The 21,721-nt window shown below is 62.5% G+C and carries 24 protein-coding genes; 9 read left to right on the forward strand and 15 right to left on the reverse strand.

Annotated elements, in window-relative coordinates; translation table 11 throughout:
• Nucleotides 1-39 precede the first annotated feature (39 nt).
• Complete coding sequence (codB, locus tag AC1Q61_RS01930; RefSeq protein ID WP_058226626.1) at nt 40-1,371, reverse strand: cytosine permease; 1,332 nt, start codon at nt 1,369-1,371, stop codon at nt 40-42.
• Nucleotides 1,368-1,832 carry a nucleoside deaminase gene (locus AC1Q61_RS01935; protein ID WP_064114107.1) on the reverse strand — a complete coding sequence of 155 codons (465 nt, stop codon included), beginning with the start codon at nt 1,830-1,832 and terminating at the stop codon, nt 1,368-1,370. Before AC1Q61_RS01935 ends, codB begins: the two co-directional genes overlap by 4 nt.
• Nucleotides 1,833-2,007: 175 nt before the next feature.
• Here AC1Q61_RS01935 and AC1Q61_RS01940 point away from each other — a divergent pair, with 175 nt between their 5' ends.
• Together AC1Q61_RS01940 and AC1Q61_RS01945 are read left to right on the forward strand one after the other, a co-directional pair.
• Nucleotides 2,008-3,528 carry a PucR family transcriptional regulator gene (locus tag AC1Q61_RS01940; RefSeq protein ID WP_492650767.1) on the forward strand — a complete coding sequence of 507 codons (1,521 nt, stop codon included), beginning with the start codon at nt 2,008-2,010 and terminating at the stop codon, nt 3,526-3,528.
• 26 nt (nt 3,529-3,554) lie between these two features.
• Complete coding sequence (locus tag AC1Q61_RS01945; protein ID WP_179090786.1) at nt 3,555-4,199, forward strand: formylglycine-generating enzyme family protein; 645 nt, start codon at nt 3,555-3,557, stop codon at nt 4,197-4,199.
• On the opposite strand, the gene AC1Q61_RS01950 is transcribed toward AC1Q61_RS01945, so the two are convergent.
• Together AC1Q61_RS01950 and AC1Q61_RS01955 are read right to left on the reverse strand one after the other, a co-directional pair.
• Nucleotides 4,182-4,757: a P-loop NTPase family protein gene (locus AC1Q61_RS01950; protein WP_064114105.1), complete on the reverse strand. Its 576-nt coding sequence runs from the start codon at nt 4,755-4,757 to the stop codon at nt 4,182-4,184. The genes AC1Q61_RS01945 and AC1Q61_RS01950 overlap by 18 nt on opposite strands.
• 18 nt (nt 4,758-4,775) lie before the next feature.
• Entirely contained in the window at nt 4,776-5,885 is a 1,110-nt protein-coding gene (locus AC1Q61_RS01955) for a DUF6670 family protein (RefSeq protein ID WP_047272028.1), read from the reverse strand.
• A gap of 146 nt (nt 5,886-6,031) precedes the next feature.
• Between AC1Q61_RS01955 and AC1Q61_RS01960 the strand changes: the two genes are divergently transcribed.
• Genes AC1Q61_RS01960 through AC1Q61_RS01970 form a run of 3 tightly spaced genes read left to right on the forward strand, consistent with a single transcriptional unit; the run spans nt 6,032 to nt 8,305 of the window.
• Nucleotides 6,032-6,874, forward strand: coding sequence for an alpha/beta hydrolase (locus AC1Q61_RS01960; protein WP_064114103.1), 843 nt, complete (start codon nt 6,032-6,034; stop codon nt 6,872-6,874).
• Nucleotides 6,875-6,876: 2 nt separating this feature from the next.
• Nucleotides 6,877-7,443, forward strand: coding sequence for a nucleotidyltransferase family protein (locus AC1Q61_RS01965; RefSeq protein WP_007729982.1), 567 nt, complete (start codon nt 6,877-6,879; stop codon nt 7,441-7,443).
• 58 nt (nt 7,444-7,501) lie between these two features.
• Nucleotides 7,502-8,305, forward strand: coding sequence for a transglutaminase-like domain-containing protein (locus AC1Q61_RS01970; RefSeq protein WP_030536536.1), 804 nt, complete (start codon nt 7,502-7,504; stop codon nt 8,303-8,305).
• 9 nt (nt 8,306-8,314) lie between these two features.
• Here the strand turns inward: AC1Q61_RS01970 and AC1Q61_RS01975 are convergent, their stop codons facing one another.
• The 4 genes from AC1Q61_RS01975 to AC1Q61_RS01990 all read right to left on the reverse strand — a co-directional run bounded on the left by AC1Q61_RS01975 (nt 8,315) and on the right by AC1Q61_RS01990 (nt 11,875).
• Nucleotides 8,315-9,286, reverse strand: coding sequence for an alpha/beta hydrolase (locus AC1Q61_RS01975; protein WP_030536535.1), 972 nt, complete (start codon nt 9,284-9,286; stop codon nt 8,315-8,317).
• Nucleotides 9,287-9,429: 143 nt separating this feature from the next.
• Nucleotides 9,430-9,867: an SRPBCC family protein gene (locus tag AC1Q61_RS01980; protein ID WP_007729979.1), complete on the reverse strand. Its 438-nt coding sequence runs from the start codon at nt 9,865-9,867 to the stop codon at nt 9,430-9,432.
• A 76-nt stretch (nt 9,868-9,943) separates the two neighbouring features.
• Nucleotides 9,944-10,474, reverse strand: a complete 531-nt coding sequence (locus AC1Q61_RS01985) for a gluconokinase (protein ID WP_003940404.1) — start codon at nt 10,472-10,474, stop codon at nt 9,944-9,946.
• Between the two features lie 12 nt (nt 10,475-10,486).
• Nucleotides 10,487-11,875: a GntP family permease gene (locus AC1Q61_RS01990; protein ID WP_003939838.1), complete on the reverse strand. Its 1,389-nt coding sequence runs from the start codon at nt 11,873-11,875 to the stop codon at nt 10,487-10,489.
• Nucleotides 11,876-12,008: 133 nt separating this feature from the next.
• Here AC1Q61_RS01990 and AC1Q61_RS01995 point away from each other — a divergent pair, with 133 nt between their 5' ends.
• Both AC1Q61_RS01995 and AC1Q61_RS02000 read left to right on the forward strand, forming a co-directional pair.
• A complete protein-coding gene (locus tag AC1Q61_RS01995; RefSeq protein ID WP_030536531.1) occupies nt 12,009-12,737 on the forward strand; it encodes a FadR/GntR family transcriptional regulator in 729 nt (242 codons plus the stop codon).
• 97 nt (nt 12,738-12,834) lie between these two features.
• Entirely contained in the window at nt 12,835-13,842 is a 1,008-nt protein-coding gene (locus tag AC1Q61_RS02000; RefSeq protein ID WP_003940093.1) for an NAD(P)H-dependent glycerol-3-phosphate dehydrogenase, read from the forward strand.
• A gap of 54 nt (nt 13,843-13,896) precedes the next feature.
• Here the strand turns inward: AC1Q61_RS02000 and AC1Q61_RS02005 are convergent, their stop codons facing one another.
• The 4 genes from AC1Q61_RS02005 to AC1Q61_RS02020 all read right to left on the reverse strand — a co-directional run bounded on the left by AC1Q61_RS02005 (nt 13,897) and on the right by AC1Q61_RS02020 (nt 17,991).
• Nucleotides 13,897-14,733, reverse strand: coding sequence for an SDR family oxidoreductase (locus tag AC1Q61_RS02005; RefSeq protein WP_118606969.1), 837 nt, complete (start codon nt 14,731-14,733; stop codon nt 13,897-13,899).
• Between the two features lie 173 nt (nt 14,734-14,906).
• Nucleotides 14,907-15,626 carry a M50 family metallopeptidase gene (locus tag AC1Q61_RS02010; RefSeq protein ID WP_003940327.1) on the reverse strand — a complete coding sequence of 240 codons (720 nt, stop codon included), beginning with the start codon at nt 15,624-15,626 and terminating at the stop codon, nt 14,907-14,909.
• Nucleotides 15,623-16,810, reverse strand: coding sequence for an ATP-binding protein (locus tag AC1Q61_RS02015; RefSeq protein ID WP_063315718.1), 1,188 nt, complete (start codon nt 16,808-16,810; stop codon nt 15,623-15,625). Before AC1Q61_RS02015 ends, AC1Q61_RS02010 begins: the two co-directional genes overlap by 4 nt.
• 119 nt (nt 16,811-16,929) lie before the next feature.
• Nucleotides 16,930-17,991, reverse strand: a complete 1,062-nt coding sequence (locus AC1Q61_RS02020) for an NAD(P)/FAD-dependent oxidoreductase (protein ID WP_118607045.1) — start codon at nt 17,989-17,991, stop codon at nt 16,930-16,932.
• 123 nt (nt 17,992-18,114) lie between these two features.
• Between AC1Q61_RS02020 and AC1Q61_RS02025 the strand changes: the two genes are divergently transcribed.
• The gene (locus tag AC1Q61_RS02025) at nt 18,115-18,969 is read left to right on the forward strand and encodes a hypothetical protein (RefSeq protein ID WP_054780965.1); all 855 of its coding nucleotides are present in this window, start codon (nt 18,115-18,117) and stop codon (nt 18,967-18,969) included.
• Between the two features lie 77 nt (nt 18,970-19,046).
• Here the strand turns inward: AC1Q61_RS02025 and AC1Q61_RS02030 are convergent, their stop codons facing one another.
• From AC1Q61_RS02030 to AC1Q61_RS02040, 3 genes are read right to left on the reverse strand one after another with little or no spacing between them, the layout of a single operon-like run.
• Nucleotides 19,047-19,487, reverse strand: coding sequence for a MaoC/PaaZ C-terminal domain-containing protein (locus tag AC1Q61_RS02030; protein ID WP_007729969.1), 441 nt, complete (start codon nt 19,485-19,487; stop codon nt 19,047-19,049).
• On the reverse strand, nt 19,484-19,933 hold the full coding sequence (locus tag AC1Q61_RS02035; RefSeq protein ID WP_019745537.1) for an FAS1-like dehydratase domain-containing protein: 450 nt from the start codon (nt 19,931-19,933) through the stop codon (nt 19,484-19,486). The genes AC1Q61_RS02030 and AC1Q61_RS02035 overlap by 4 nt, the downstream gene beginning before the upstream one ends.
• Before the next feature lie 9 nt (nt 19,934-19,942).
• The gene (locus AC1Q61_RS02040) at nt 19,943-20,587 is read right to left on the reverse strand and encodes a TetR/AcrR family transcriptional regulator (protein ID WP_007729967.1); all 645 of its coding nucleotides are present in this window, start codon (nt 20,585-20,587) and stop codon (nt 19,943-19,945) included.
• Between the two features lie 112 nt (nt 20,588-20,699).
• Here AC1Q61_RS02040 and AC1Q61_RS02045 point away from each other — a divergent pair, with 112 nt between their 5' ends.
• Nucleotides 20,700-21,581: an alpha/beta fold hydrolase gene (locus AC1Q61_RS02045; RefSeq protein WP_042447046.1), complete on the forward strand. Its 882-nt coding sequence runs from the start codon at nt 20,700-20,702 to the stop codon at nt 21,579-21,581.
• The last annotated feature ends 140 nt before the right edge of the window (nt 21,582-21,721 follow it).

Below are 21,721 nucleotides of genomic sequence, written 5' to 3' on the forward strand. Positions count from 1 at the left end.
TCGATACCGCCGGGGGCTCGCTGGTGCCTGAAGCATGATTCAGACGGTGGAGGTCGAGACCTCCCGATCTGCCGATCTGTTGCCAAACGCCTTGTGCAGGAACATCGTCAGTGCAATGGCTACCACGATTCCGATCAGCGGCGGGATTCCCACCTCGAACTCACCGGAAAGCCAAGCGAGGAACGCTGCGACGGCATAGACGGCGAGGTTGCGCCAGTGGACCGGCTGCGGGGTGTACCCCTCGGGGATGCCTCGCCGCCACCGGCACAGGAAGTCAGCGATGATCACGCCGCCCAATGGCGGGATGAAAGTTCCGAGCAGACTCAGGTAGTCGACCAGATGGTTGTGCACACCGGTCAGAGCGAGCGCCGTGCCGATCACACATCCACCGATGACGAACGGGGTCTTGCGAGGCTTTCTGAACAGTTCGGCACCGGCCACTCCGAAGGCGTATGCGGTGTCTGCGTTGCTCTTCCAGAGGTTTCCGAACAGCAAGACCAGGCCCCAGCCGACAAGCCCGAGGTTGTAGAGGATCAACACGAAGTCACCCTCGTGGAACGTGATGGCTCCGATGGCGCCGAACAGGATCATCAATCCGTTTCCGAGGAGGAACCCGATAACGCAGGCCCACACCGCTTGTGATCCGGAGCGAGCAAATCTGGTCCAGTTGGGCGCTTGCGTTCCCGCCGATACGAACGTGCCGACGACAGTGGTGATTGCGAGCGCGATCGTCATGGTCGTCTGCGGTTGAACCGAGACCAGGCCGGAGAATCCACCGACCTCTTCGAGGGACCGGAACACGACCCAGCAGGCCAACGCCAGGATCAAGGGCGTCGAGACGAGCGAAACCCAGTACATTCCGCGGTAGCCGTAGCAGGCGGTGACGCACATCAAGATGCTCGCCGCGATCATCACCGACGCCCGCGCGAGATAGGACTCCCAGCCCAATGCCTGCGCGGTGAGATCACCGATCGTGCCGATGATGACTCCGTACCAGCCGATCTGAGTACCGCCCAGCAGGATCGAAGCGAGCTTGGACCCGCGAGTGCCGAAACTGTAGCGCGCCATCACAACTGTAGTCAGTCCGGTTCGGGCTCCGACGAACCCCATCATGGCGACGTAGACCCCCAAGATGGCGGATCCGGCGGCGATCACCACCATCAGTTTCCAGAACGAGAACGCGGTACCGAGCGCTGCTCCGGCCAACATCGTCGGCGTGAAGATGGTGAACCCCAACAACACGACCGCGAGCGAGAAGAACGGCTTACGTGCATGAAGCGGAACCGGAGTGACGGGATAGTCTGGATCGATCGGGTGGCCTGCGCTCTCCGAATCGCCTGCGACCGTGGCAGGTTCGACGGCGCTGCTCATACAACTTCGCCGATGTCTTCGAGCCACAGGCTCGCGCGCTCGGCCAGCATGCGGTCCATCAGTGCCACACACTCCGCGTCGTCGACGACGTCGACCTGAATTCCGCTGCTGCGCAACCATTCCTCCGATGCCTCGAAGGAACGATTTTCGCCGACCACGATTCGAGGGATCTCGTACAGGCGAGCCGTTCCGGCGCACATGAAGCACGGCGACAAAGTCGTGTAGAGGACACACTCGCGATACACCGAGGCCGGCAGTCGTCCGGCGCGCTCGATGCAGTCGGTCTCGCCATGACGGATGGCGCTGTTCATCTGGACCCGACGGTTACGTCCGACTGCGAGAACCTCGCCCCGGTGAATCAGCGCCGCGCCGATCGGCACGCCGCCCTCCTCCCAACCGATCTTCGCCTGTTCGATCGCAAGTCCGAGAAAATACTCATCGGTGTGTGCCGGATGATTCATGTGCGCTCCTGGAGTCTGATCAAAATCGTCGATTGTGGCTCGTGTCACAATCCGACCACGGTGGTAACAGCCCGACAAGGGACAACCTGTCAGTTCGGCAGAACTAGCTCTATGACGAAGTGCCCCCTCGGCGGACGATATAGAAATGCTCCCGACTCTGCGACAAGTTCTTGCGATGCCCTCGTTCAAGGCCGCCGCAATCGAGGTGCTCGCGGGCGACGTCGATACCGCGGTGGTCCGCTGGGTCCATTCGTCCGAGGTGTACGAAATGGGTGGGCTGCTGTCCGGAGGTGAGGTCCTTCTGACCACGGGCCTCGGTCTGCACGGGCGATCTCCCGAGCAGCTCACCGCCTACATCGACCAATTGGCGGACGCGGGATGCGTCGCACTCGCGATGGAAGTCGGGCGCTCGTTCCTCACGGCCCCTCCCGAACTCGTCGAAGCTTCGCGCCGACGGGGACTCGCGTTCTTGGCCCTGCACGCAGTAGTGCCCTTCGAGCGGATGGTCGAAGACTTTCACGACCTCATGCTCCGCCGCACTCTCGGTTCGGCGCAAGCGGGCGAGCCTGTCTGGCAAGAACTTCTGAGTCTCGTGGTTGCAGGCCAGGGCATGACTGCGCTGCTCGACAAGGTGTCACGACTCGCGGGGTGCGGCGTCGATCTGCTCGACGCGGATGGCAGAACCGTCGAGCGCAGCACAACCGGCGCAGAGCGATCCGAGACCGAACGCACTATCCACGACGTACGCGGCCCGACGAACTCACTCGGTCGACTTGTCCTGTGCGGGCCGGCAACCACACGCCGAACCGCCGTCGCAAACTGCGCCGCCGTCGCGGTAGCTCTGGAACTCGGCCGTCACGGCGATCTCGGCCCAAGACAGTCACTCGCCCAATCGGTGATCACCGACGTGGTGGGCGGTGTGCTCACATCGCACGGCGACTTGTCCGAGCGACTGACAGCGGCCGGGTGGACGCCGTTGTCGGAGGGGCACCACGTCCTCGTCGCCGCTGTCGACATCGATCGGCAAACCCCGGTTCGAGAGCTCGCTGACCAAGTACGCGACGCCGTGCGGGCCGTGCTCGGCTCCTGTGTCGTCGGGACTGCGGCCAATCACGTCATCGTGCTCGCGCACGGGTGGGCGTCCGCATCCCCCGCTCGAGTGCGGACTGCGTTCACCGAAGCCGACGAGCTGCTACGCCGCGGGCCGGGCGGTTCCGCGGTACGCACGCTCGGAGTGGCGACGCCGGTCGCGGATCTGTCGGGCGTCGGGGCTGCGGTCGCGCAAGCTCGCGAAGTCGTCCAGATCGCGCGGCGCTTCGGCTCCCGGACCGGAGTGATCCTCGCGAGGGACGTCGGCGTCCAACGACTGCTCACCGCCGGAACGACACCCGCTTCGCTGTCCGTGTTCGTAACCGAGCAACTCGGTTCGCTGATCGCATACGACACAGCACATTCCGCCGATCTCGTCCGAACGCTCGACGCGTACCTCGCACATCGGGGCGGCAAGGCGAGAACCGCGGATTTCCTCGGCATTCGGCGTCAGTCGCTTTATGCACGGCTCACGCGTATCGAGAAGCTGATGGGTGTTTCCCTCGACGATCCGGCACAGGTGGTCTGCCTCGGGCTTGCGCTGACCGCATGGCGCATGCGCACCGGCCTTGATCCACAAGCTGCGTTCGAGCGTCTCCCCGGGTGAGCGACAACCTCTGCGATGATGAACGAATGACCGGAGCAGCAGAGTTGATGATCGAGATCCCTGCCGGCCAGGTGCACCTTCGGGACGACCGCAAAGGTACTGCGTGGACCTCGAAAGTCGAATCCTTCCGCCTCGCACGCCATCTCACCACCAGGGCGCTGCTTCACGGAGATTCGTCGGACGATTCGAGCAAACCAGCGGTCGACCTTTCATGGAAGGACGCCATCGCAACCTGCAACACACTTTCGGTCGCGGACGGTCTGACACCCGCATATCGAGACGTCGACACCGATTCTCCGCAGTGGGACCGCGGCGCAACTGGCTACCGGCTCGCCACCGAGGCCGAGTGGCAGTACGCATGCAAGGCCGGCACCTCCGGCTACCGCTACGGCGAGATCGACGAGATTGCCTGGTACAGCGACAATTCAGAGGGTAGAGCGCATCCCGTCGGAACCAAGACACCCAACAACTGGGGCCTGTACGACATGATCGGCAATGTCTGGGAATGGTGCTGGGATCTCTACGACCCCGAGGTTTACGGCACGTACCGGATCTTCCGCGGCGGCAGTTGGGCCGAAAGTGAGCGCGGTTGCGGCGCTACCGTAAGGAGGCGAAGCCACCCGACATTTGCTATCGACGACTTGGGATTTCGCCTAGCTCAGACGATCTGAGGGCAGACGGCCGAGGACTTCGAGCACAGCCTCGATCTCTTCTCGACTGCGAAGCCTAACTATCGGCAACGACGGCACATCGACAAGGACCGTGGCCATACGCCCGACGTTGCGTCCGTCGCTTCGCCAGGCCCAGCGCACCACGTGATCCGGATCGAACAGAATGGTGTGCAGTGGCGGCTCCATGTTGCGATTCCACAACACCTCTCGCTGCAATCGCCGACGCACGGTTCGTGTGATCACCTGGCGCATCACCGTCCGCCGAGGCAGATCCAACCACAGCATCAGGTCCGCACGCTCGGCCAGAAGCTCACGCACCGCACCGTACTGCCACTCGGTCACCCAGGCCGGCTCGCTGGAAAAGCGTCGTACTTCGGTTTCGAAACTGTCGAGCGGAATCCAGTCGGGCCCGTGGAACAGCGAGTCCAGCTCAGTGTGTTCGATCTCGAGAAGCCGCCCGATTCGACCGGCGAGAGTCGTCTTTCCGGCACCGGAAGTCCCCGCGACAAGGATCTTCTGCGGACGAATCGTCAGCGCGGCGGGGTCTACGAAAGGCACCGATACACCCTAGGGGCCTTACACTTCGCAGTCCACCCATTCGATGTAACCGGTACCGTTGATCGACGCACCGTCGAAGCTTCCCCGGTAGGTGTACGCGCCGACGTATCCCTTGCCGTGACCGTAGCGCCACTCCGAGTCGATCTCCGCCTCGAACTCCACGACCGTCCTACCGTAATCGCGCACCTGCCAACGCAGTACGCGCGGCACACGCATCTCGCGACCCTGTGGGTCGACGTGCAATGCGTCGGCGTACTCGAGCACGTCGAACTCGACGTCGTCGAAGACCTTCGCACTACCGTCGACAGTCCGAATGTAGGCGAGCTTGCACGCCGAAACCCCTGACGCTCGAACATCGGTGAGCAACAACTGATGCCGGTCGTCCAGTTGAACGATCTGGTAGGTGAAAAAGTCGGCCGGGAGCTTCCACGACTCGGGAAGCGCGCGGCGAGTCAACGATTGCGGTGTCATGCACCGCGCGTACTCGACGGTGCACGGAGCCGAAATACTCACCGGTCCATCCGGACTCGCAATTGTTCCGGAGCACTGTGCCAGCAGACTGACGTGGTCGTAGACGGGATTACGCACGAACCACGACGCTTGGTCCGTTGCCACGATCTCGAGATCGACGTCGAATGAGTCGTATCGCCCGGTGACTCGGAAGTTCGGATAGCTGTTCTCGATGATCAGGTTGTCACCGAAGGCGATTCGCGAACCATCTTCTTCGAACGCACACTCATCGGCAGCGTCGTACGCCCGGTAGAAGTGATGGCCCGGCGCTGCGGTGGAACTCAGCACGGTTGCGGTGTTTCGCGCGTCGGGTGCAGCGAGATAGTCGTTGTCGAACACCACCGTCCCGGTTGCACCGATCAACGTCATGGTGTTGAGGTAACGGAAAGGCCCTGGCAGCCGGGGAACGAAGATCCCGTAGTGCGTCCACGCAAACTTCCGCGAAGCCAGGTGCGGACGCAGCATCTCGGGCCGATCGAACGGGCGTACCGATTCCGCCATTCGCTTGTCGATCAGCGGTAGCGCGCCGTCCAGCAAAGCCCGAACCGCGGGTCGCCACAATCGGCGCGAGCGGGTGGCGGGAACAGGGTCGGAACGATCAACGGTTTGTCCGGTCACGCCCCTAAGTTAATGTAACCAGCCGTAACAAACAAGTGTCGAAGTTTCCTCGACGACCTCACACCCTGAACACCCGCGCCCTGCCCACCGGGCGAATAGCATGTGAGAATCCGCGTACCGGAACCGGTCGCAGAGAGGGCGCAACAATGCAGCACGAAGAGTCGTCGTTCACCGGAGTCGCCGGTGCCAAGATCGTCTACGACGTGTGGACACCGGACCGCGAACCCACCGGGGTTCTCGTCCTGTGCCACGGACTCGGCGAACACGCGAGGCGCTACGACCATGTTGCTGCGCGGCTCGGGGAACTCGGGCTCATCGTGTATGCACCCGACCATCGCGGGCACGGACGCTCTGGCGGCAAGCGCGTTCACCTCAAGGAATTCTCCGACTTCACCGACGACGTCCACACGTTGTTCTCGATCGTGACGGCGGCACATCCCGGCAAGGACAAGTTCCTGCTCGGGCACAGCATGGGCGGCGCGATCGCCCTTTCCTACGCCCTCGACCATCAGGCCGATCTCAAAGCCCTCGCCCTGTCCGGACCTGCGGTGATCATCGCAACCGGCACTCCGAAGATCGTGATGCAGTTGGGCAAGATCGTCGGCAAATACCTCCCGGACGTGCCCGTCGAGAACCTGGAAGCTGCTGCCGTATCGCGTGATCAGAAGGTCGTCGACAAGTACAACGCCGACCCGCTGGTTCACCACGGCAAGGTTCCCGCCGGTATCGCGCGCGGCATGATCACCGCCGCGGAAGGCTTCCCGGCGCGCCTGCCCTCGCTCACCATTCCCGTACTGCTTCAACACGGCTCGGACGACCGTTTGACGGACCCGGCCGGCAGCAAGCTCGTCGCAGATCTGGCCGGCTCTTCGGATGTCACCTTGAAGGTGTACGACGGCCTGTACCACGAGATCTTCAACGAGCCTGAGCAGGAAGAAGTTCTGAACGATCTGATCGAGTGGCTGCGTCCGCGGGTCACCGGAGCATAGTCATGTCTACGTGCGGGATCCTGCTGGCGGCAGGGGCCGGATCCCGCATGGGCAAACCCAAAGCGCTCGTCACAAACACCGAGGGTCAGTCTTGGCTCCACCACGGGGTGACGACACTGCAGTCCGCAGGCCTCTCACCGGTCATCGTGGTGCTCGGCGCGCAGGCAGAGGACGCCCTCGAACTACTGCCCACCACCGATGTCATTGTGGTGATATCGGATTGGCAACACGGAATGAGCGCGTCACTGCGCTGCGGACTCGAAGCCGCCATGCGAATCGACGACGCAGATGCGGCAGCGATCTCTCTGGTCGACGTCCCGGACCTCAACGCCGACACCGTGACGCGGATCGTGGGTCAGATTTCCCCATCACGAAACATACTGCGAAGAGCTGTCTTTCACGGAAGACCCGGCCATCCCGTCCTGATCGGACGCGACCACTGGCCGACGCTTGCAAAGTCACTCACCGGGGACGGCGGCGCCAACACCTACCTACGCGAACACGGGGTCGAGTTGGTGGAGTGCAGCGACCTCAGCAGCGGCGTCGACGTCGACTATCCCGAAGCCTGATCGCACGTCACAATCCTCCCAGGTGGTGGGTGTCCGTATTCGGTGTAAAGATGGCCCGATGAAACGTACCGTCGCCGCCCTGCTCGACATCGAGATCGACGAGGCGACCAACCTGGAGTTCAAGATCGCGGTGACGCGCGCGCCGGGTGTCGAACTGCTGGAAACGATGTCGTTCGTCCATGACGGCAATCCGCTCGAACCCCGCGAGATCACCGCCGAACACGGTACCCGGATTCACCTACTCGACTGTGCCCCAGGCAAACTGATCGTCAGCTACGACGCAACCGTCATCGGCCGCGCAGAACCGGCGTCGGTCAGCGACTACGACGTGTCGAAATATCTGCGCCCCAGCCGGTATGCCGAGGCCGACAAGTTCTTCGGTTTTGTCGCCGGGCAATTCGATCTCGCCACTCCCCCGGCCGAACTCCTCCTCGAAGTCACTCGCTGGGTGAGTACACATTTGAGTTATGTTCCCGGCACCAGTCGCGGCACCGACAGTGCGGTCGACACCTTGCTCGCCGGCGCCGGAGTGTGCCGCGACTACTCGCACCTGACCATCTCACTGCTGCGCGCCGTGGGGATTCCCGCTCGACTGGTGGCCGTCTACGCGCCGGGCTGCGATCCGATGGATTTTCACGCCGTAGTCGAAGCCAATATCGACCACGTCTGGCGCGTGGTCGATGCAACGCAGTTGGCGCCGCGCAGCAATCTTGTGCGCATCTCGACCGGCCGAGATGCCGCAGACACAGCCTTCCTCGACAATCACGGCGGATCGATCACGTTGCATGCCTCGGAAGTTCGCGCAGTCGTCGACGGCGTTCTCGACAACGACGACTACGCAACACTCACATCGATCGGCTGAAAAGCAGCGTCAGGCGCTGATCTGGTTCTGCGAGGCCATCGTTCGCTCGAGGAACTTGATCGTGAGATCGACGATCGCCTTCCCCTCCCGAAGAGCTTTCCCGATCACCGGGAAAGCATGGATCTGCCCACTCCAGATGTGCGTTTCGACGGCTTGTCCTGCCTTGATCAAGTTTTCGGTCATGATCTCGACGTCCGGACGCATCAGTTCGTATTCGGCGGACACCAGGAACGACGGCGGAATCAGACTGGCGTCGGCGTTGATCGGCGACTGCGCACCAGGAATCTCGTCCGGCCCCTCGAGCCACCGGTCCTTGAGCTTTTCCACCTGTGACATCGGTAGGTAGGCATCACGTTTCATGAAATCGGGATCATGGTCCTCGAGGTTCACGTTGAGAAGAGGGGAATATCCCACCACGGCAGCGGGCCGCGTGATTCCGCGCAGTGCGGCAATTTCGGCGACCTTCATGGCCAGGTATCCGCCCGCCGAGTCACCGGCAACCACAATCTTGTTCGGGTCTTCGGCTGTCTCGAGCAACGCGGTGTACGCGGCCATTGCGTCCTTGACGGAGGTACCGATGGAACCTTCCGGCAGCTGGCGGTAGCGCACGGAGATCACCGGTACGCCGGCCTTCGCAGAGAGCAAACCGCACAGTGCCCGGTGCGTTGCCAGACCGCAGAAGACGAATCCCCCTCCGTGGAAGTAGAGGATCGTGGCGCCGGCCAACTCGCCCTGCGCTTTGCGTGGATGCTGCACCTTCTCGCTGGGCACACCACCCAGCGTGAAAGGCTCGATATCGAGGTTCTTCGGCTTCGGCAGTTTGTCCGCCATCGCGTCGAGTCGCTCGAGTTGGCGGATACCACGTTCGGTGGTCGGCCAGAGGGTGAACATCGGCTTCACGAACGTCCTGGTCAGGCAGAAGATAACCCGCGCTCGCGGACTCACGTTCCAATGCCATACCGTCGAATCTCGCGTCCGCATAGCGTCCTCCCAGGTCAAGCCGTTTTGTGCATTTGAGTTACACATACTTGTCGGCTGCTGATGTGAACGATAACTGACGCTGCGTCAAATTGACACGACGGGTATGGATCAATTGCTCGAGCGTGTGCAAGTTCTGGTCGCGATCACGGCCGGGAGAGATATGCGCACAGTCCGCGGTGCCCTCCACGCATCATCGCTTCATGATTCCACTCGAACAGCGGCTTCGCGACCTTCGCGGCCAGACCAAGCGCTCCGGACACCGCTACCTGTTGCCGAAATTCGGCTGTGCAACCAGATCCAGCGGGGCGCACCGCCCAGCTACTCCACCCGGTCATTGCGCCGGTGAGACGCACTTTCAGAAAGCGGTCAACTGAGTCTTCCACCTCGCGTCGCCCGAAGACCAGCAGCGTCAGAGGGACAGCGCTGCGGATGGACATGGAGCCTGAATGCTCGTCGATCGTCCCGACTCGGCGTATCTGAGGCCACCACTGCGAATACCGTTCGGCATCCGCGAGAACCTCGTAGACGCGGTCAGCAGAGGCAGGAAGCGTCCAGACGCTGTGGAAGTCGAAGTCGGTCACGGTTCAGTCCGTCTGCGCAGCAGCAGTCACCCAAGCACCGTAACCCGAACCGCGGGTGCCTACACGCCGGGCTTGCTCAGTATTCGAATGTCTCCACCCGTCGCAGGATCTCCTCCGCGATCTTGGCGGGACTCCCGCCCACGTCGACGACGATGGCCTGTTCGTCCGGGTCGACGGCCTCGAGTGTCGAGATCTGGGAGTCGAGCAGCGAGGCGGGCATGTAGTGATCGAGGCGAGCGGTCAATCGCTGGCCGATCTGATCCCGCGAACCGGCGAGGTGCACGAACACGACGTGCTCACCGCGAAGCACGTCGCGGTAGCTGCGCTTGAGTGCCGAACACGTGACGATGCCCGGCTGACCGGCGTCGGTATGGCTCTTGATCCAGACGGCGATCTTGTCGAGCCAGGGCCAGCGGTCTTCGTCGTTCAACGGATGCCCGGTCGCCATCTTGTCGATGTTCGCCTGCGGGTGGAGATCGTCGCCTTCTTGAAGGTCCCAACCCATCGCTCCGGCGAGCATGCCGCCGACCGTCGACTTTCCCGAACCCGAGACACCCATCAGGACGAGCACGGGATACTGCTTCTGCTGTGCCGCTTCGCTGTTCATGTGCTCGCCTACCTAGATGAATGCGCTCAACACGAGCACTCCGGCCAGGCCCGATACCGAGATGATGCATTCCATCACGGTCCAGGTCTTGAGGTTCTGTACCACGCTGACGCCCAGATACTCCTTCACCAACCAGAATCCGGCGTCGTTGACGTGCGAGAGGAAGAGCGAGCCCGCACCGATCGCCAAGACCATCAGCGAGACATGTGCGGACGAGAGGTCTGCCGCAACCGGAGCGAGGATGCCCGACGCCGTCACCGTTGCCACCGTTGCCGAACCCGTTGCGACGCGGATCAATACCGCTACCAGCCAGGCCAGGAACAGCACGGGGAGGCTGCTGCCCTTGATCGCGTCGGCGATCACTCCGGCGATACCGGTGTCGATCAGGACCTGCTTGAAACCACCACCGGCGCCGACGATCAACAAGATGCCTGCGATGGGAGGTAGGGAACTCTCGAGTGACTTCGAGATGGCCTTGCGGTCCATTCCGCCGCCGCGACCCAGCAGCACCATACCGACCAGAACCGCGAGACCCAAAGCCACAACGGGTGTTCCGAGGAAGTCGAGGACGGACTTGGGGAGTGCCTCGGAATCGGGTGCGATCACGTCTGCAAATGCTTTGCCCAGCATGAGAACAACCGGGAGGAGGATCGCTGCGAGGGTAGCCGCGAACGAGGGACGCTGCTTCTTCTCTTCCTCGCCTCGATCTTCGCCTGTGACAAAAAGATCCGGGACCTTCACGTCGACCCACCGCGCGGCGTACTTACTGAAGACCGGTCCGGCGAGAACAACCGTGGGGATCGCGACGAGGACACCGAGAGCGAGGGTGAGGCCGAGGTTTGCGTTCAAAGCCGAGACGGCAACCAGTGGCCCGGGGTGCGGCGGAACCAAACCGTGCATGGCCGAGAGGCCGGCGAGGGTGGGGATCGCGATGCGCATCAGGGACAAGCCGGAACGCCGCGCGACGAGGATGATGACCGGCATCAACAGGACGAGACCGATTTCGAAGAACATCGGCAGACCGATCACTGCGCCGACCAGAGCCATGGTCCACGGAAGCGCCTTGGTGCTGGAGCGGCCGACCAGCGTGTCGACCACTCGGTCGGCACCGCCGGAATCGGCGAGGAGTTTGCCGAACATCGCGCCGAAACCGATCAGGATTCCGACGCTTCCCATGGTCGACCCGAAGCCGGTGGCGAACGCCGCGACCGACTCGGCCGATCCGAGGCCGGCCGCCAGACCGACACCAACCGCACCGATGGACAGTGCGAGGAAGGGGTGCAGGTCGAGCCAGGTGATCAGCGCGATGATAACCGCGACGCCGGCGACTGCAGCGATGATCAATCGTGCGTCGCTACCAGCGGGGACGACCTCGGCCGCCAGCAATGCTGTGGTGTTCATAGGGACTCCCAGTCCGATGAGTGATTGAGGTCACTGTTCCTTAATTAACCTACAATTTCAAGAGCAGACACTAATTTGTAGTATTTATTCGGCTTCCACCGGGCTTACTCCATACGCATGGGACGATCTACGTATGCCTTCTGTCCCGTTTCAGCAGTTACACGACTCGATGCTGGAACAGCTCGGCCAAGACATAGTCGGTGGTGTGCTCGCTCCGGGTACCACGATCTCCGCCGACGAGGTGGCAACGCGCTACGACGTGTCGCGAACCGTCATCCGCGAAGTTGTCCGCGTTCTCGAATCCCTCGGACTTGCCTCGGTTCGTCGACGCGTCGGAATCACCATCCTGGGCTCCGAACACTGGAACTCGCTCGACCCCAATGTCATCCGCTGGCAACTGGCCGGTCCTGATCGGTTCGAGCAGCTGTCTATCCTCAGCGAACTCCGTTCCGGCATCGAACCTCTGGCTGCGCGACTCGCCGCAACTCGCGCCACACCTGAGCAGTGCGGCGCTCTCACTGCAGCCGTCATCGGCATGTCAGCTACCTCTCGCGCTGCCGATACCGGCGCCTATCTCGGCCATGACTCCGACTTCCACCGCACCCTGCTCGCCGCCTCCGGTAACCCGATGCTGCGGGCGATGTCGCAGATCGTCGTCGAGATACTCGAAGGCCGCACCCGCCACTCGTTGATGCCCCACGAGGCCGACCCCGAAGCGATTCACCTGCACGGAGTGGTCGCATCGGCCATTCAGGCCGGAGACGCCGACGCCGCGGAAGCCGCCATGCGCTCGATCGTCGCGGAATCCGCAGAAGCGGTCGAAACAATGCGCGAAAGCCCCGAACCGCCGCCTCATCTGTAAGTCGAGCCACAGACTCGGCGGAATTGGCCCGCAACTGCTCCGCAAGTGGAACGCTTGGCGCCATGACAGCACTCGCTACCCAGAACAGCGCACTCTGATGGCCCGCCCGGTACGCGTCGTCGTCCTCGGTGCCGGATCGTGGGGAACCACGGTGGCCGGCCTCGCTGCCCGCAACACCCCGACCCTGTTGTGGGCACGCAATTCCGAAGCAGCCGACGAGATCAATTCGCAACGGACCAACTCCAAATACCTTGGTGAGCGCAAACTTCCCAAGGGGCTCAAGGCAACCTCGGATCTGGTCGAAGCCGCCCGCGAAGCGGACGTACTCGTATGCGGGGTGCCTTCGCACGCCGTTCGCTCCACCCTCGCCGAGATCGCCAACGAGGTTCGGGCGTGGGTCCCGGTGTTGTCACTGTCCAAGGGTCTCGAGCCCGGCACCCGGCAGCGCCCCACCGAAGTGATCGCCGAGTGCCTGCCCGGCCATCCCGTCGGACTGCTCGCGGGCCCCAACATCGCCAAGGAGATCGTCGACGGCATGGCCGCGGCATCGGTCGTGGCCACCCAGGACGATCGCGTCGCCGCCGCGCTGCAACCCCTGTTCGCATCGTCGGTCTTCCGCGTCTACCGCAACACCGACGTACTCGGCTGTGAACTCGGCGGCATCCTCAAGAACATCGTTGCCATCGCCTCGGGCATGGCCGACGGTCTGGGAGTCGGTGACAACACTCGTGCGATGGTGCTCGCACGCGGTCTCGCCGAGATGACCCGACTCGGTGAGGCGATGGGCGCCAACCCGCGCACTTTTGCCGGCTTGACGGGCGTCGGCGATCTGATTGCCACCTGCATGGCTCCGACTTCTCGCAATCGTCGCGTCGGCGAAGCTCTGGCGCAGGGATTGACCGTCGAGGAGGCGGTAGCCAAGCTCGGCCAGGTTGCCGAGGGCGTCAAGACTGCCCCCACCGTCATGGATCTGGCCCGTGAATACGGCGTCGACATGCCGATTGCCGCGGAGGTCGAGGCCGTCATCGGTGGTCGCCAAAGTGCCAGCGACGCATATCGCGGACTTCAGAAGGTTGCCCCGGGCGGCGAGCACGAGGTGGCGTGAGGAAGATCTACAGGTATCTAGCGATTTGGCTAGATACCTGTAGATCGCCCGAGATCACGGAATTGGCGCGTCGACGAAGATGTCGATCGCCAACGGTGACCGACCGCCGTACTGCGAGAAATCCGAGATCCCCGCCTCGCGCAAGATCTCGACGTCGAGCACTGTACGACCGGTATCCGTGCCGGCGGGACGCCCAAGAATCTCGACAGCCGCATCGGCCATGATCTCGGGTGAACGCGAGTGCTCGATACTGTCGTCTCCCCCGAGCAGGTTTCCGACAGCGGCCGTGGCGATCATGGTCTCCGGCCACAGGCAATTACTCGAAATCGGTGCACCTGAATACTCTGCGGCGATGCCCAAGGCCGCCAATGTCATTCCGTATTTGGCCAACATGTAGCCCGGATGAGCACCCAACCAGTGCGGCGAAAAGTTGAGCGGCGGCGACAGCGTCAATACGTGCGCATTGGCCGAAACCCGAAGGTACGGAAGGCACGCGCGGGTGAGCGCGAAGGTGCCACGGACGTTGACCTGCTGCATCAGATCGAATCGCTTCATCGCGAGATCTTCGGTTTTCGAGATGTCGAGGACGCTCGCGTTGTTGACCACGATGTCGATGCCACCGAAGTGCTCTACCGCTGCAGCCACGGCCCGCGCGATGTCGTCGTCGTTCCTCACGTCGCCGACGACCGGAACGGCATGACCCTCGAGCTCGTTCAACTCGTCCACAGCCGTGTGGATAGTTCCGGGCAGCCTGGGATCCGGCGTATCGGTCTTGGCGAGCAACACGATGTTTCCGCCGCGGCGCGCTATCGCACGGGCGATGGCAAGTCCGATGCCACGGCTTCCCCCGGACATGATCGCGGTTCTTCCGCGGAAGTTCTTGTCGTCCAAAACGAATCCTTGTCATCGTCGACGGTCTTCGTCGCTGCGGGTGTGGCCGCGTGAAGTCCCCACACGACCACTCGTCGACTTCCACGATATGAGCGCCTTCATGCGATGACTACGTCCGCAGAGCATCAACAATCGTTGGTCCGTTGTCCTGACGGGACAAAGGCTCAATCCGGTCAGCCACCCACCGGGCGCAGAATCCACCATCCGCCGAGCACGAGCACCGCGACGTTCACGAGCAGGAACAACCCGACCCAGACGATCGCGGGTATCGGTGAGAGCCTGGCCAATTGGTCGGCGTCCGAGTCCGGTGCCCCGCCTCGTCGCATTCGCTGCCGTTGAAGTTCCACGACCGGGCGTGGTCCGGCAAAGAGGAGAAAGAGCGTCAGGAAGTACGCTGCGGCCACTTGCTGCTCCTGGGTCCCCCACCAGACGAGTCCGAACAACACGGCTCCCACCACGGCAAGTGAGAAGACTCCGTAGAGGTTTCGGATCAGGACCATCATCACCGCGATGACGAATACGCCGATCCACAGCACCGAGACCGCGCGCTGCGCGCCCAACAACCCGGCCGCGCCGAGTCCGAGAATCGACGGACCGACGTAACCCGCGAACGTCATCAGAATGACGCCGAAGCCGGTCGGTTTGCCCGACGAAATAGCAACACCCGACGTATCCGAATGCAGGCGAAGACCTTTCAACCGTCGACCGACCAGGACTGCGACGATCAGATGAGCGCCCTCGTGTGCGATGGTGACGACGTTGCGGGCGATCCGCCACAGGTGCGGTTCGAGAACGATGATCACGGCGATCAACGCGGCCAGTTGAACCACCCAGGCCGGCGGATTGGGACTGAGCGCCGCCACCCGATCCCACGCGGTTTCGAGCGCGTTCACTCCGCTTGTCCGCGCAGGTATCGGCCGAAGTGCGGGACCGTGAATCCGATTGATCCACGTTCTGCCGAATAGATCAGTCCCTTCTTGATCAGTCCATCGCGTGCCGGCGACAGGGAAGCCGGTTTGCGCCCCAACTCGACGGCGATCTTCGCGGTTGCGACGGGTCCGTCGTCACCGGCGAGATCGGCCATGGCGCGCATGTACTCACGCTCCGCGGGCGTTGCTCGCTCGTATCGCGATCCGAAGAAACCGACAGCGAGTTCTTCCTCAGCCGTCGGCGCGCCGACGCGCACGTCTTCTGCCGTGATAGGACTCGACGCCGCCACATCCCACGTGGCTTTTCCGTAGGCCTGAACGAAGTACGGGTACCCGTCAGCCGCTTCGTACAGAGCGTCGAGCGCGGATTCGGTGAACTCGACGTCCTCACGCTCGGCAGGTGCAATCAGTGCCTGATCTGCAGCTTCACGCTCGAGGCGGTCGATCCGGTGGTAGCTGAACAGGCGCTCCGAGTAGCTTTTCGACGCCGACAGCACAGCAGGTAGATGTGGAAGCCCCGCACCGACGACGATCAGCGGTGCCGCGTCCTGACTCAACTCGTGGCAGGCCCCGCAGATCGCCGAGACATCCGCGGCACCGAGGTCCTGCATCTCGTCGATGAAGATTGCGATCCCGACGCCGACATCCCTGGCCAGCGCCGACGCGTCGAGCAGCAACTCGACCAGGTCGATCTCGATGTCGCCGCTGTCCGCGCGACCTTTGATCGCAGGTGCGTCGATGCCTGGTTGCCAGCGCTCGCGCATTCCCTTGTCTGCAGTGGCGCGTAGGGCAAACGATTTGAGGACTCCGAGGAACTGCTCGACCCGCTCCGGATCGCGATGGGAGACCGCGATCTCTCGGACTGCCATGTGCAGCGCCGACGAGAGTGGGCGTCGTAAATCCTGATCGGGGCGCGCCTCGATCTTGCCTGTCCCCCAGCTCCGGGAGATCGCGGCCGAACGCAACTGATTGAGCAGGACGGTCTTGCCGACGCCACGCAATCCGGTGAGGACAACACTTCGTTCCGGGCGGCCACGCGCAATTCGCTCGAGAACGACGTCGAAGGCGTCGATCTGCTTGTCGCGCCCGGCGAGTTCCGGCGGGCGTTGACCGGCACCGGGGGCATACGGATTGCGCACGGGGTCCATGCCCATCGACGGTACAAGCCGAGTAGACGAATATCCCGCTCTCTAGCGCGTGTCCTAGAGAGAACTAGGAACCGCAATATCGGCTCGAACCTTGTCGAACCGGGCTCCGGCGTCGTCGTCTAACCGTCCAGGGTTGACGCTCGGGCGAAGTCCCCGGCCACGTGGGCTCCAATTGCTCCGGACAGAATGATCGCCGGATGCGTCGCGGCCAGATAGAGCCCCGACACGCCTTCGGCGAAGCCCAGCAGCGGGCGGCCACCACGCGGGATGGGACGGTCAGCGACTACCGCCTCGATCAGTTCCACTTGGTCACCGTCCTCGAGCTGACTGCGGATCGCGCGCAGCGTCGGCCCCGCAAGCTCACGAGCATCTCCGGAGAACCCGACCGGAACATCTTCAGCCGCAATCAGTGTCGTGTCGTCCAATTGCCGGATCTCGAAATCCGGAGAGGAGAGTATTCCGTTCACCAATGGGTAGGGCGTCGAGAATCTGATGAGGCAACACGGGGAGGCGTCGACCTCGACGTCCACTCCCGCCGACGCCGCGAGTCCAGGAATCGCGGTACCCGCAGCGAGCACGGTGGCCGATCCGTAGACGGGACCGTCGGCAGTCATTACTCCGCACACTCTCATGCCCTCCGCGAGCACCCCGAGCGCACTGACATCGGAATACACTGTGGCACCGTACTCTTCGGCACCTCGCAGGAGCGATCGAGCGAACGCAACCGGGTCAACGCCACCGTCATCAGGCGCGTACGCTGCGACCGAGGGGGCCGTCCGCAATCCCGGCTCACGAGCAAGGATTTCCTCTTTACCGATGAGGTCGACGGGATGGCCGAGTGCTCGATGAGCATCTACGAACGCTCGAGTCTCCGCTTCCGTCTCTTCCCAGGTGATCGCGCCTCTGCGGCGCAAACCGATTGGCTCGACGAGTTCGCGCTCCAGGCGGTCGATTTCGACTGCAGCGCCTTGCCGGAACGGATCTGAGTAAGTTTCTGCGGCACTCTTCGAGAGGCCGACCCAGGCAAAGGAGTTGCCGGTCACCCCTCCCGCCACCGAGCCGTGCTCCAGCACGGCGACTCGGAGACCAACGCGCGCCAGGTGATACGCGATCGACGCGCCGACGATGCCGGCACCAATCACCAGGATCGGACTGTCGTTTCGACCATTCGGATGCGTCACCATTGGACCATATCTGCGAGCCGCGACCTGGATCCACTCAATTTGGATGCGAGGACTTCGGCGGTTAACGGAGGACTAGGCATGTTCCCGCTCGGCGTACATCGGGAACGATACGGTGTGCTCATGCTCTGGCGTTGGTTCGCAGTCGTGATCGTCATCCTCGCTGTTGCCGGCATTTGGCACGTGACCATCCCCGACCGTCCTGTTGCCGCAATAGTCGACGCCGAGACGCTGGGGTGCGCGACCCCGTATCCGATCGGCCCGCTCCAGACGACACCAACTGCGACAGTTCCAGACGATTTCGTACCCGTCGCCGCCGTCACGTGCGACCCGTTTGTCAGCGACAACGTGGCAGCCGACCGAACCGTCAGCTTCTCTGCTCATCGTTGGGAGGGCGATTTCAGTCGGGCGGTGGAAATGCTGAACCGCTCGTCCGCGCACAAGACTTGGTTCCCCGAAGGCTGCGGTGACAACTACAGCCTGGCTGTCCTGGAGCAATTCTGGTTGGTCGACGATCGAGACCGAGCAACTCGGCCGGGGTATCCCTCCGATTCGTGTGGACTACCGAAACCCGGTGGCCTGGCCGCCATCAAGGAACTGACACCGGTCGGCAGTACCGAACACCGAATAGCGTTGTCCGACGATCAGATCTACGAACTGTCGCATTGCACGCCGACCTACCGACCAGCCACGACAGGTACAACGGCGCTGACATCGCTGTCGGCGGGCAGCGTTTTCTGCCGATTCTCCTCCACCGAATTCGTAGGCACATCGTCTACGACGGAAACCTTCGACGGACTTCCACCCGCTCCCGACTGTGACGCGGTGGCCACCGAGGTGGCGTCGACGATCTACGTGGACCGTCCTACGAACGAGGAACGATTACTCACCGTCGAGATCGACGGCTGTCGGCGCGTCATCGCCGACGGATACGCACCGATGCAAGCGTCGGACGAGCTGTTGGTGTCTTTCCGGTAGTGCTGTGCCACAATGCAGTTGATCTCCCGCCCGGATGCGTAGGTCCCGATGTGACCAGTGACAGCACTCAAAACCTGTCAGGCGCCCGGGAACTGAAGGTGCGCCTGGGTCTTTCCCAGAACCGTCTGGCCCTTGTGCGTGACTGTGACATCGATCCGCGTTGTCCGCATCGTGGCGTCGATCCGCGCGATCTTCGCAGTGATGGAGAGATCAGCACCATCGACGGCATCGACTACGACGGGCCGAGTAAAGCGAGTTTCATACGAGATCACACCGCTCGGGTCACCAAACCAGTCGACGATGGCCTGCAAAGCAATTCCGGCAGTGAGCATTCCGTGAGCCAGAACTCCCGGTAGCCCAGCCGCGGTAGCGATTGCGTCGTTGAAATGGATCGGGTTCATGTCGCCGGAGGCACCGGCGTAGCGAACTAGGTCATCACGAGTGAGGACCAGATCAACCTTCGCGACGATGTCACCAAGGACGAGGTTTTCGAAAACCGGCACGACGGGTACGGTCATGCGCCTTCTCCTCGCGCCAGTAGCGTCGAGGTGACCGTTGCTACCAAAGCGTCGGTCACGTCGTGGATCTCGGAAACTGTCGACAGGATCGCACTGCCTGCTCGCACTGTCACCCCTGTAATCGTCAGTGTCGTAGACAGGTCATCGCCAGCGACTATCGGACGCTGATGCTCGATCTTCTCGGAAGTATGGACCACACGAGTCGGATCGAGCCCGGTATCCGGCGTACGCAGCAGTGCCATGATCGCTCGTTGCTGGACAACGGTTGTGAACGTTGTCGGCGCGATGACATCGACGAACCCGGCCTCCCTGGCGACACCGACATCATGATGCAAGGGATTGCTCGAACGCACCGCCAGAGCGAACTCGCGAATCTTCTCGCGCCCGACAAGGTACGAAGACGAGGGAAACACCCGGCCGGCGAGCGCTGGGTTCACAGGAGACATCCCGGAATACTAACGGCGGCCGACTTCGGGTTGATTCGTGGCCTGAGGTCTCGTCGGCCCGAGAATGCGATCGAGGAGACGCTCAACCAACTGCACCGCCAATTCTGCTGTGCCGTAGCCGGGAAGCATCCCCTGGGCGAGCCCGGCGACAGCCGCCAGAATGAGCTCGGCGTCGAGGTCGGGATCCATTGACGGCGCAACCGCGTCCCGATTGGTCACTCGTTGAAGCTGGCCGGAAATGAGCGCTGTCAACTCTCTTGGCGCAGTGAGGGTTTCCTCGGCGGCGATTCCTTGTCCGGTCAGTGCGGCAGCGTGGAAGGCGCCGAGAACAATCGCTTCCTCCCGACGTTGTCGATCGAGCGGGAGCATGCCAACAAGGAACGCTGAAATAACCTCGCGGGGTGTCGCTTCCGCGCCAAGAACAGACAACTCCTGCATCAAGCGAGCACCCGCATCCTGACGCACAGCTTGATGCGTCGCGAGAAGGAATTCCCGCTTCGTGCCGAAGTAGTACTGCACGAGTCGCACCGAAATCCCTGCCTCGGCAGCAACGGACTGAAATGTCACCGCCGCGAGCCCACCGTCGACAATCACTCGCCGCACCGCATCGGTGATCTCCCGTTGCCTCACTTCATGGTCGACCAGTCGCGGCATGAGGCTGTCCTTCCCCTTTCGAATGGATGACTTTGACTCGTTAATGATACGCACGTACCGCATTAGTGATACGGTCATACCATCAAAATTGAAAGCAGCGAGAGGGAGGCTCATGCCGAAGATCGGACGATTCAAGAACGAGGCATCAAAGCAGGCGTACGAGAGCATCTACCGAGAACTGGAGGGCACCTGGCCGGTTCCGTCGACACAACTCGACGTGCCGACATCGTTCGGAACCACCCATGTCCGTAGGTCGGGGACCGGCACGGAGACGCCGATCGTCCTGCTGCACGCAGTCGGCGCCAATTGTCTGCAATGGCACATCGTCATCGAGGACCTGTGCCGAGACCGAGTCGTTTATGCGCTGGACACGATCGGTACTGCAGGCCGCAGTGTGCAGACCGCTCCATTGACCGGGGAATCCGACTTCGCCACCTGGGTGGGCGAGGTATTGAACGAACTCGGGGTCGATCGCGTCCACCTGGTCGGCTACTCGCATGGTGCGTGGCACGCCGTTCTAGTAGCACTTCACGCCCCTGAACGACTGGCGAGTGTGACCCTAATCGAACCGGGTGGAGTCTTCGACAAGCCCTCGTGGCGTGTGCTGCTGAAGATGATCCGCGCCGGTATGCGCCGCACCGACAAAAATATTCGCAAGCTCAACGATTGGCTGTCCCCCGGGTACGTCATCGGCGATCGCGAGTTCGCTTTGGTTACAGAGGCATTGAACTACCGGCCCGGTGTCGGGTGGGCACGAATGCTCAAAGATGCAGAAGTGCAGTCGATCTCGGTCCCAATGCTCGTAATCTCCGGCGCTGAGACGGTGGTCTCCAGCCCCGAGCAGGTGGCCGCGAGGTTAGCTGATCTCGTACCTGAAGCCGAAGTGGAGATTTATGCCGGAACCGGCCACGGAATCCTGGGACACATACCTGATCGGGTAATTCCCCGACTCATGAAGTTCGTCCGCAATCATGACGACGCGAAGCGGACGTGATCTCGCGGACCAGCCGCCGACAAGGTAGTGATGAAGCCGGTCAATCAGCCGGCCAAGGCGGTACAACTGACAGATGAGAACATTCCTCTCCGACCGCCGCGGTCAGGTAATGGTGGCCGTTGCCGCCGCCATTTTGGTCG

The sequence above is a fragment of the Rhodococcus sp. MPR-R1B genome (genome assembly GCF_058793255.1).

Bases quoted from the DNA above. Each gene is read 5' to 3' on its own strand.
- codB (WP_058226626.1), bottom strand. From the start codon at position 1,371: ATGAGCAGCGCCGTCGAACCTGCCACGGTCGCAGGCGATTCGGAGAGC.
- AC1Q61_RS01935 (WP_064114107.1), bottom strand. From the start codon at position 1,832: ATGAATCATCCGGCACACACCGATGAGTATTTTCTCGGACTTGCGATC.
- AC1Q61_RS01940 (WP_492650767.1), top strand. From the start codon at position 2,008: ATGCCCTCGTTCAAGGCCGCCGCAATCGAGGTGCTCGCGGGCGACGTC.
- AC1Q61_RS01945 (WP_179090786.1), top strand. From the start codon at position 3,555: ATGACCGGAGCAGCAGAGTTGATGATCGAGATCCCTGCCGGCCAGGTG.
- AC1Q61_RS01960 (WP_064114103.1), top strand. From the start codon at position 6,032: ATGCAGCACGAAGAGTCGTCGTTCACCGGAGTCGCCGGTGCCAAGATC.
- AC1Q61_RS01965 (WP_007729982.1), top strand. From the start codon at position 6,877: ATGTCTACGTGCGGGATCCTGCTGGCGGCAGGGGCCGGATCCCGCATG.
- AC1Q61_RS01970 (WP_030536536.1), top strand. From the start codon at position 7,502: ATGAAACGTACCGTCGCCGCCCTGCTCGACATCGAGATCGACGAGGCG.
- AC1Q61_RS01975 (WP_030536535.1), bottom strand. From the start codon at position 9,286: ATGCGGACGCGAGATTCGACGGTATGGCATTGGAACGTGAGTCCGCGA.
- AC1Q61_RS01985 (WP_003940404.1), bottom strand. From the start codon at position 10,474: ATGAACAGCGAAGCGGCACAGCAGAAGCAGTATCCCGTGCTCGTCCTG.
- AC1Q61_RS01990 (WP_003939838.1), bottom strand. From the start codon at position 11,875: ATGAACACCACAGCATTGCTGGCGGCCGAGGTCGTCCCCGCTGGTAGC.
- AC1Q61_RS01995 (WP_030536531.1), top strand. From the start codon at position 12,009: ATGCCTTCTGTCCCGTTTCAGCAGTTACACGACTCGATGCTGGAACAG.
- AC1Q61_RS02000 (WP_003940093.1), top strand. From the start codon at position 12,835: ATGGCCCGCCCGGTACGCGTCGTCGTCCTCGGTGCCGGATCGTGGGGA.
- AC1Q61_RS02015 (WP_063315718.1), bottom strand. From the start codon at position 16,810: ATGGACCCCGTGCGCAATCCGTATGCCCCCGGTGCCGGTCAACGCCCG.
- AC1Q61_RS02025 (WP_054780965.1), top strand. From the start codon at position 18,115: ATGCTCTGGCGTTGGTTCGCAGTCGTGATCGTCATCCTCGCTGTTGCC.
- AC1Q61_RS02030 (WP_007729969.1), bottom strand. From the start codon at position 19,487: ATGACCGTACCCGTCGTGCCGGTTTTCGAAAACCTCGTCCTTGGTGAC.
- AC1Q61_RS02035 (WP_019745537.1), bottom strand. From the start codon at position 19,933: ATGTCTCCTGTGAACCCAGCGCTCGCCGGCCGGGTGTTTCCCTCGTCT.
- AC1Q61_RS02040 (WP_007729967.1), bottom strand. From the start codon at position 20,587: ATGCCGCGACTGGTCGACCATGAAGTGAGGCAACGGGAGATCACCGAT.
- AC1Q61_RS02045 (WP_042447046.1), top strand. From the start codon at position 20,700: ATGCCGAAGATCGGACGATTCAAGAACGAGGCATCAAAGCAGGCGTAC.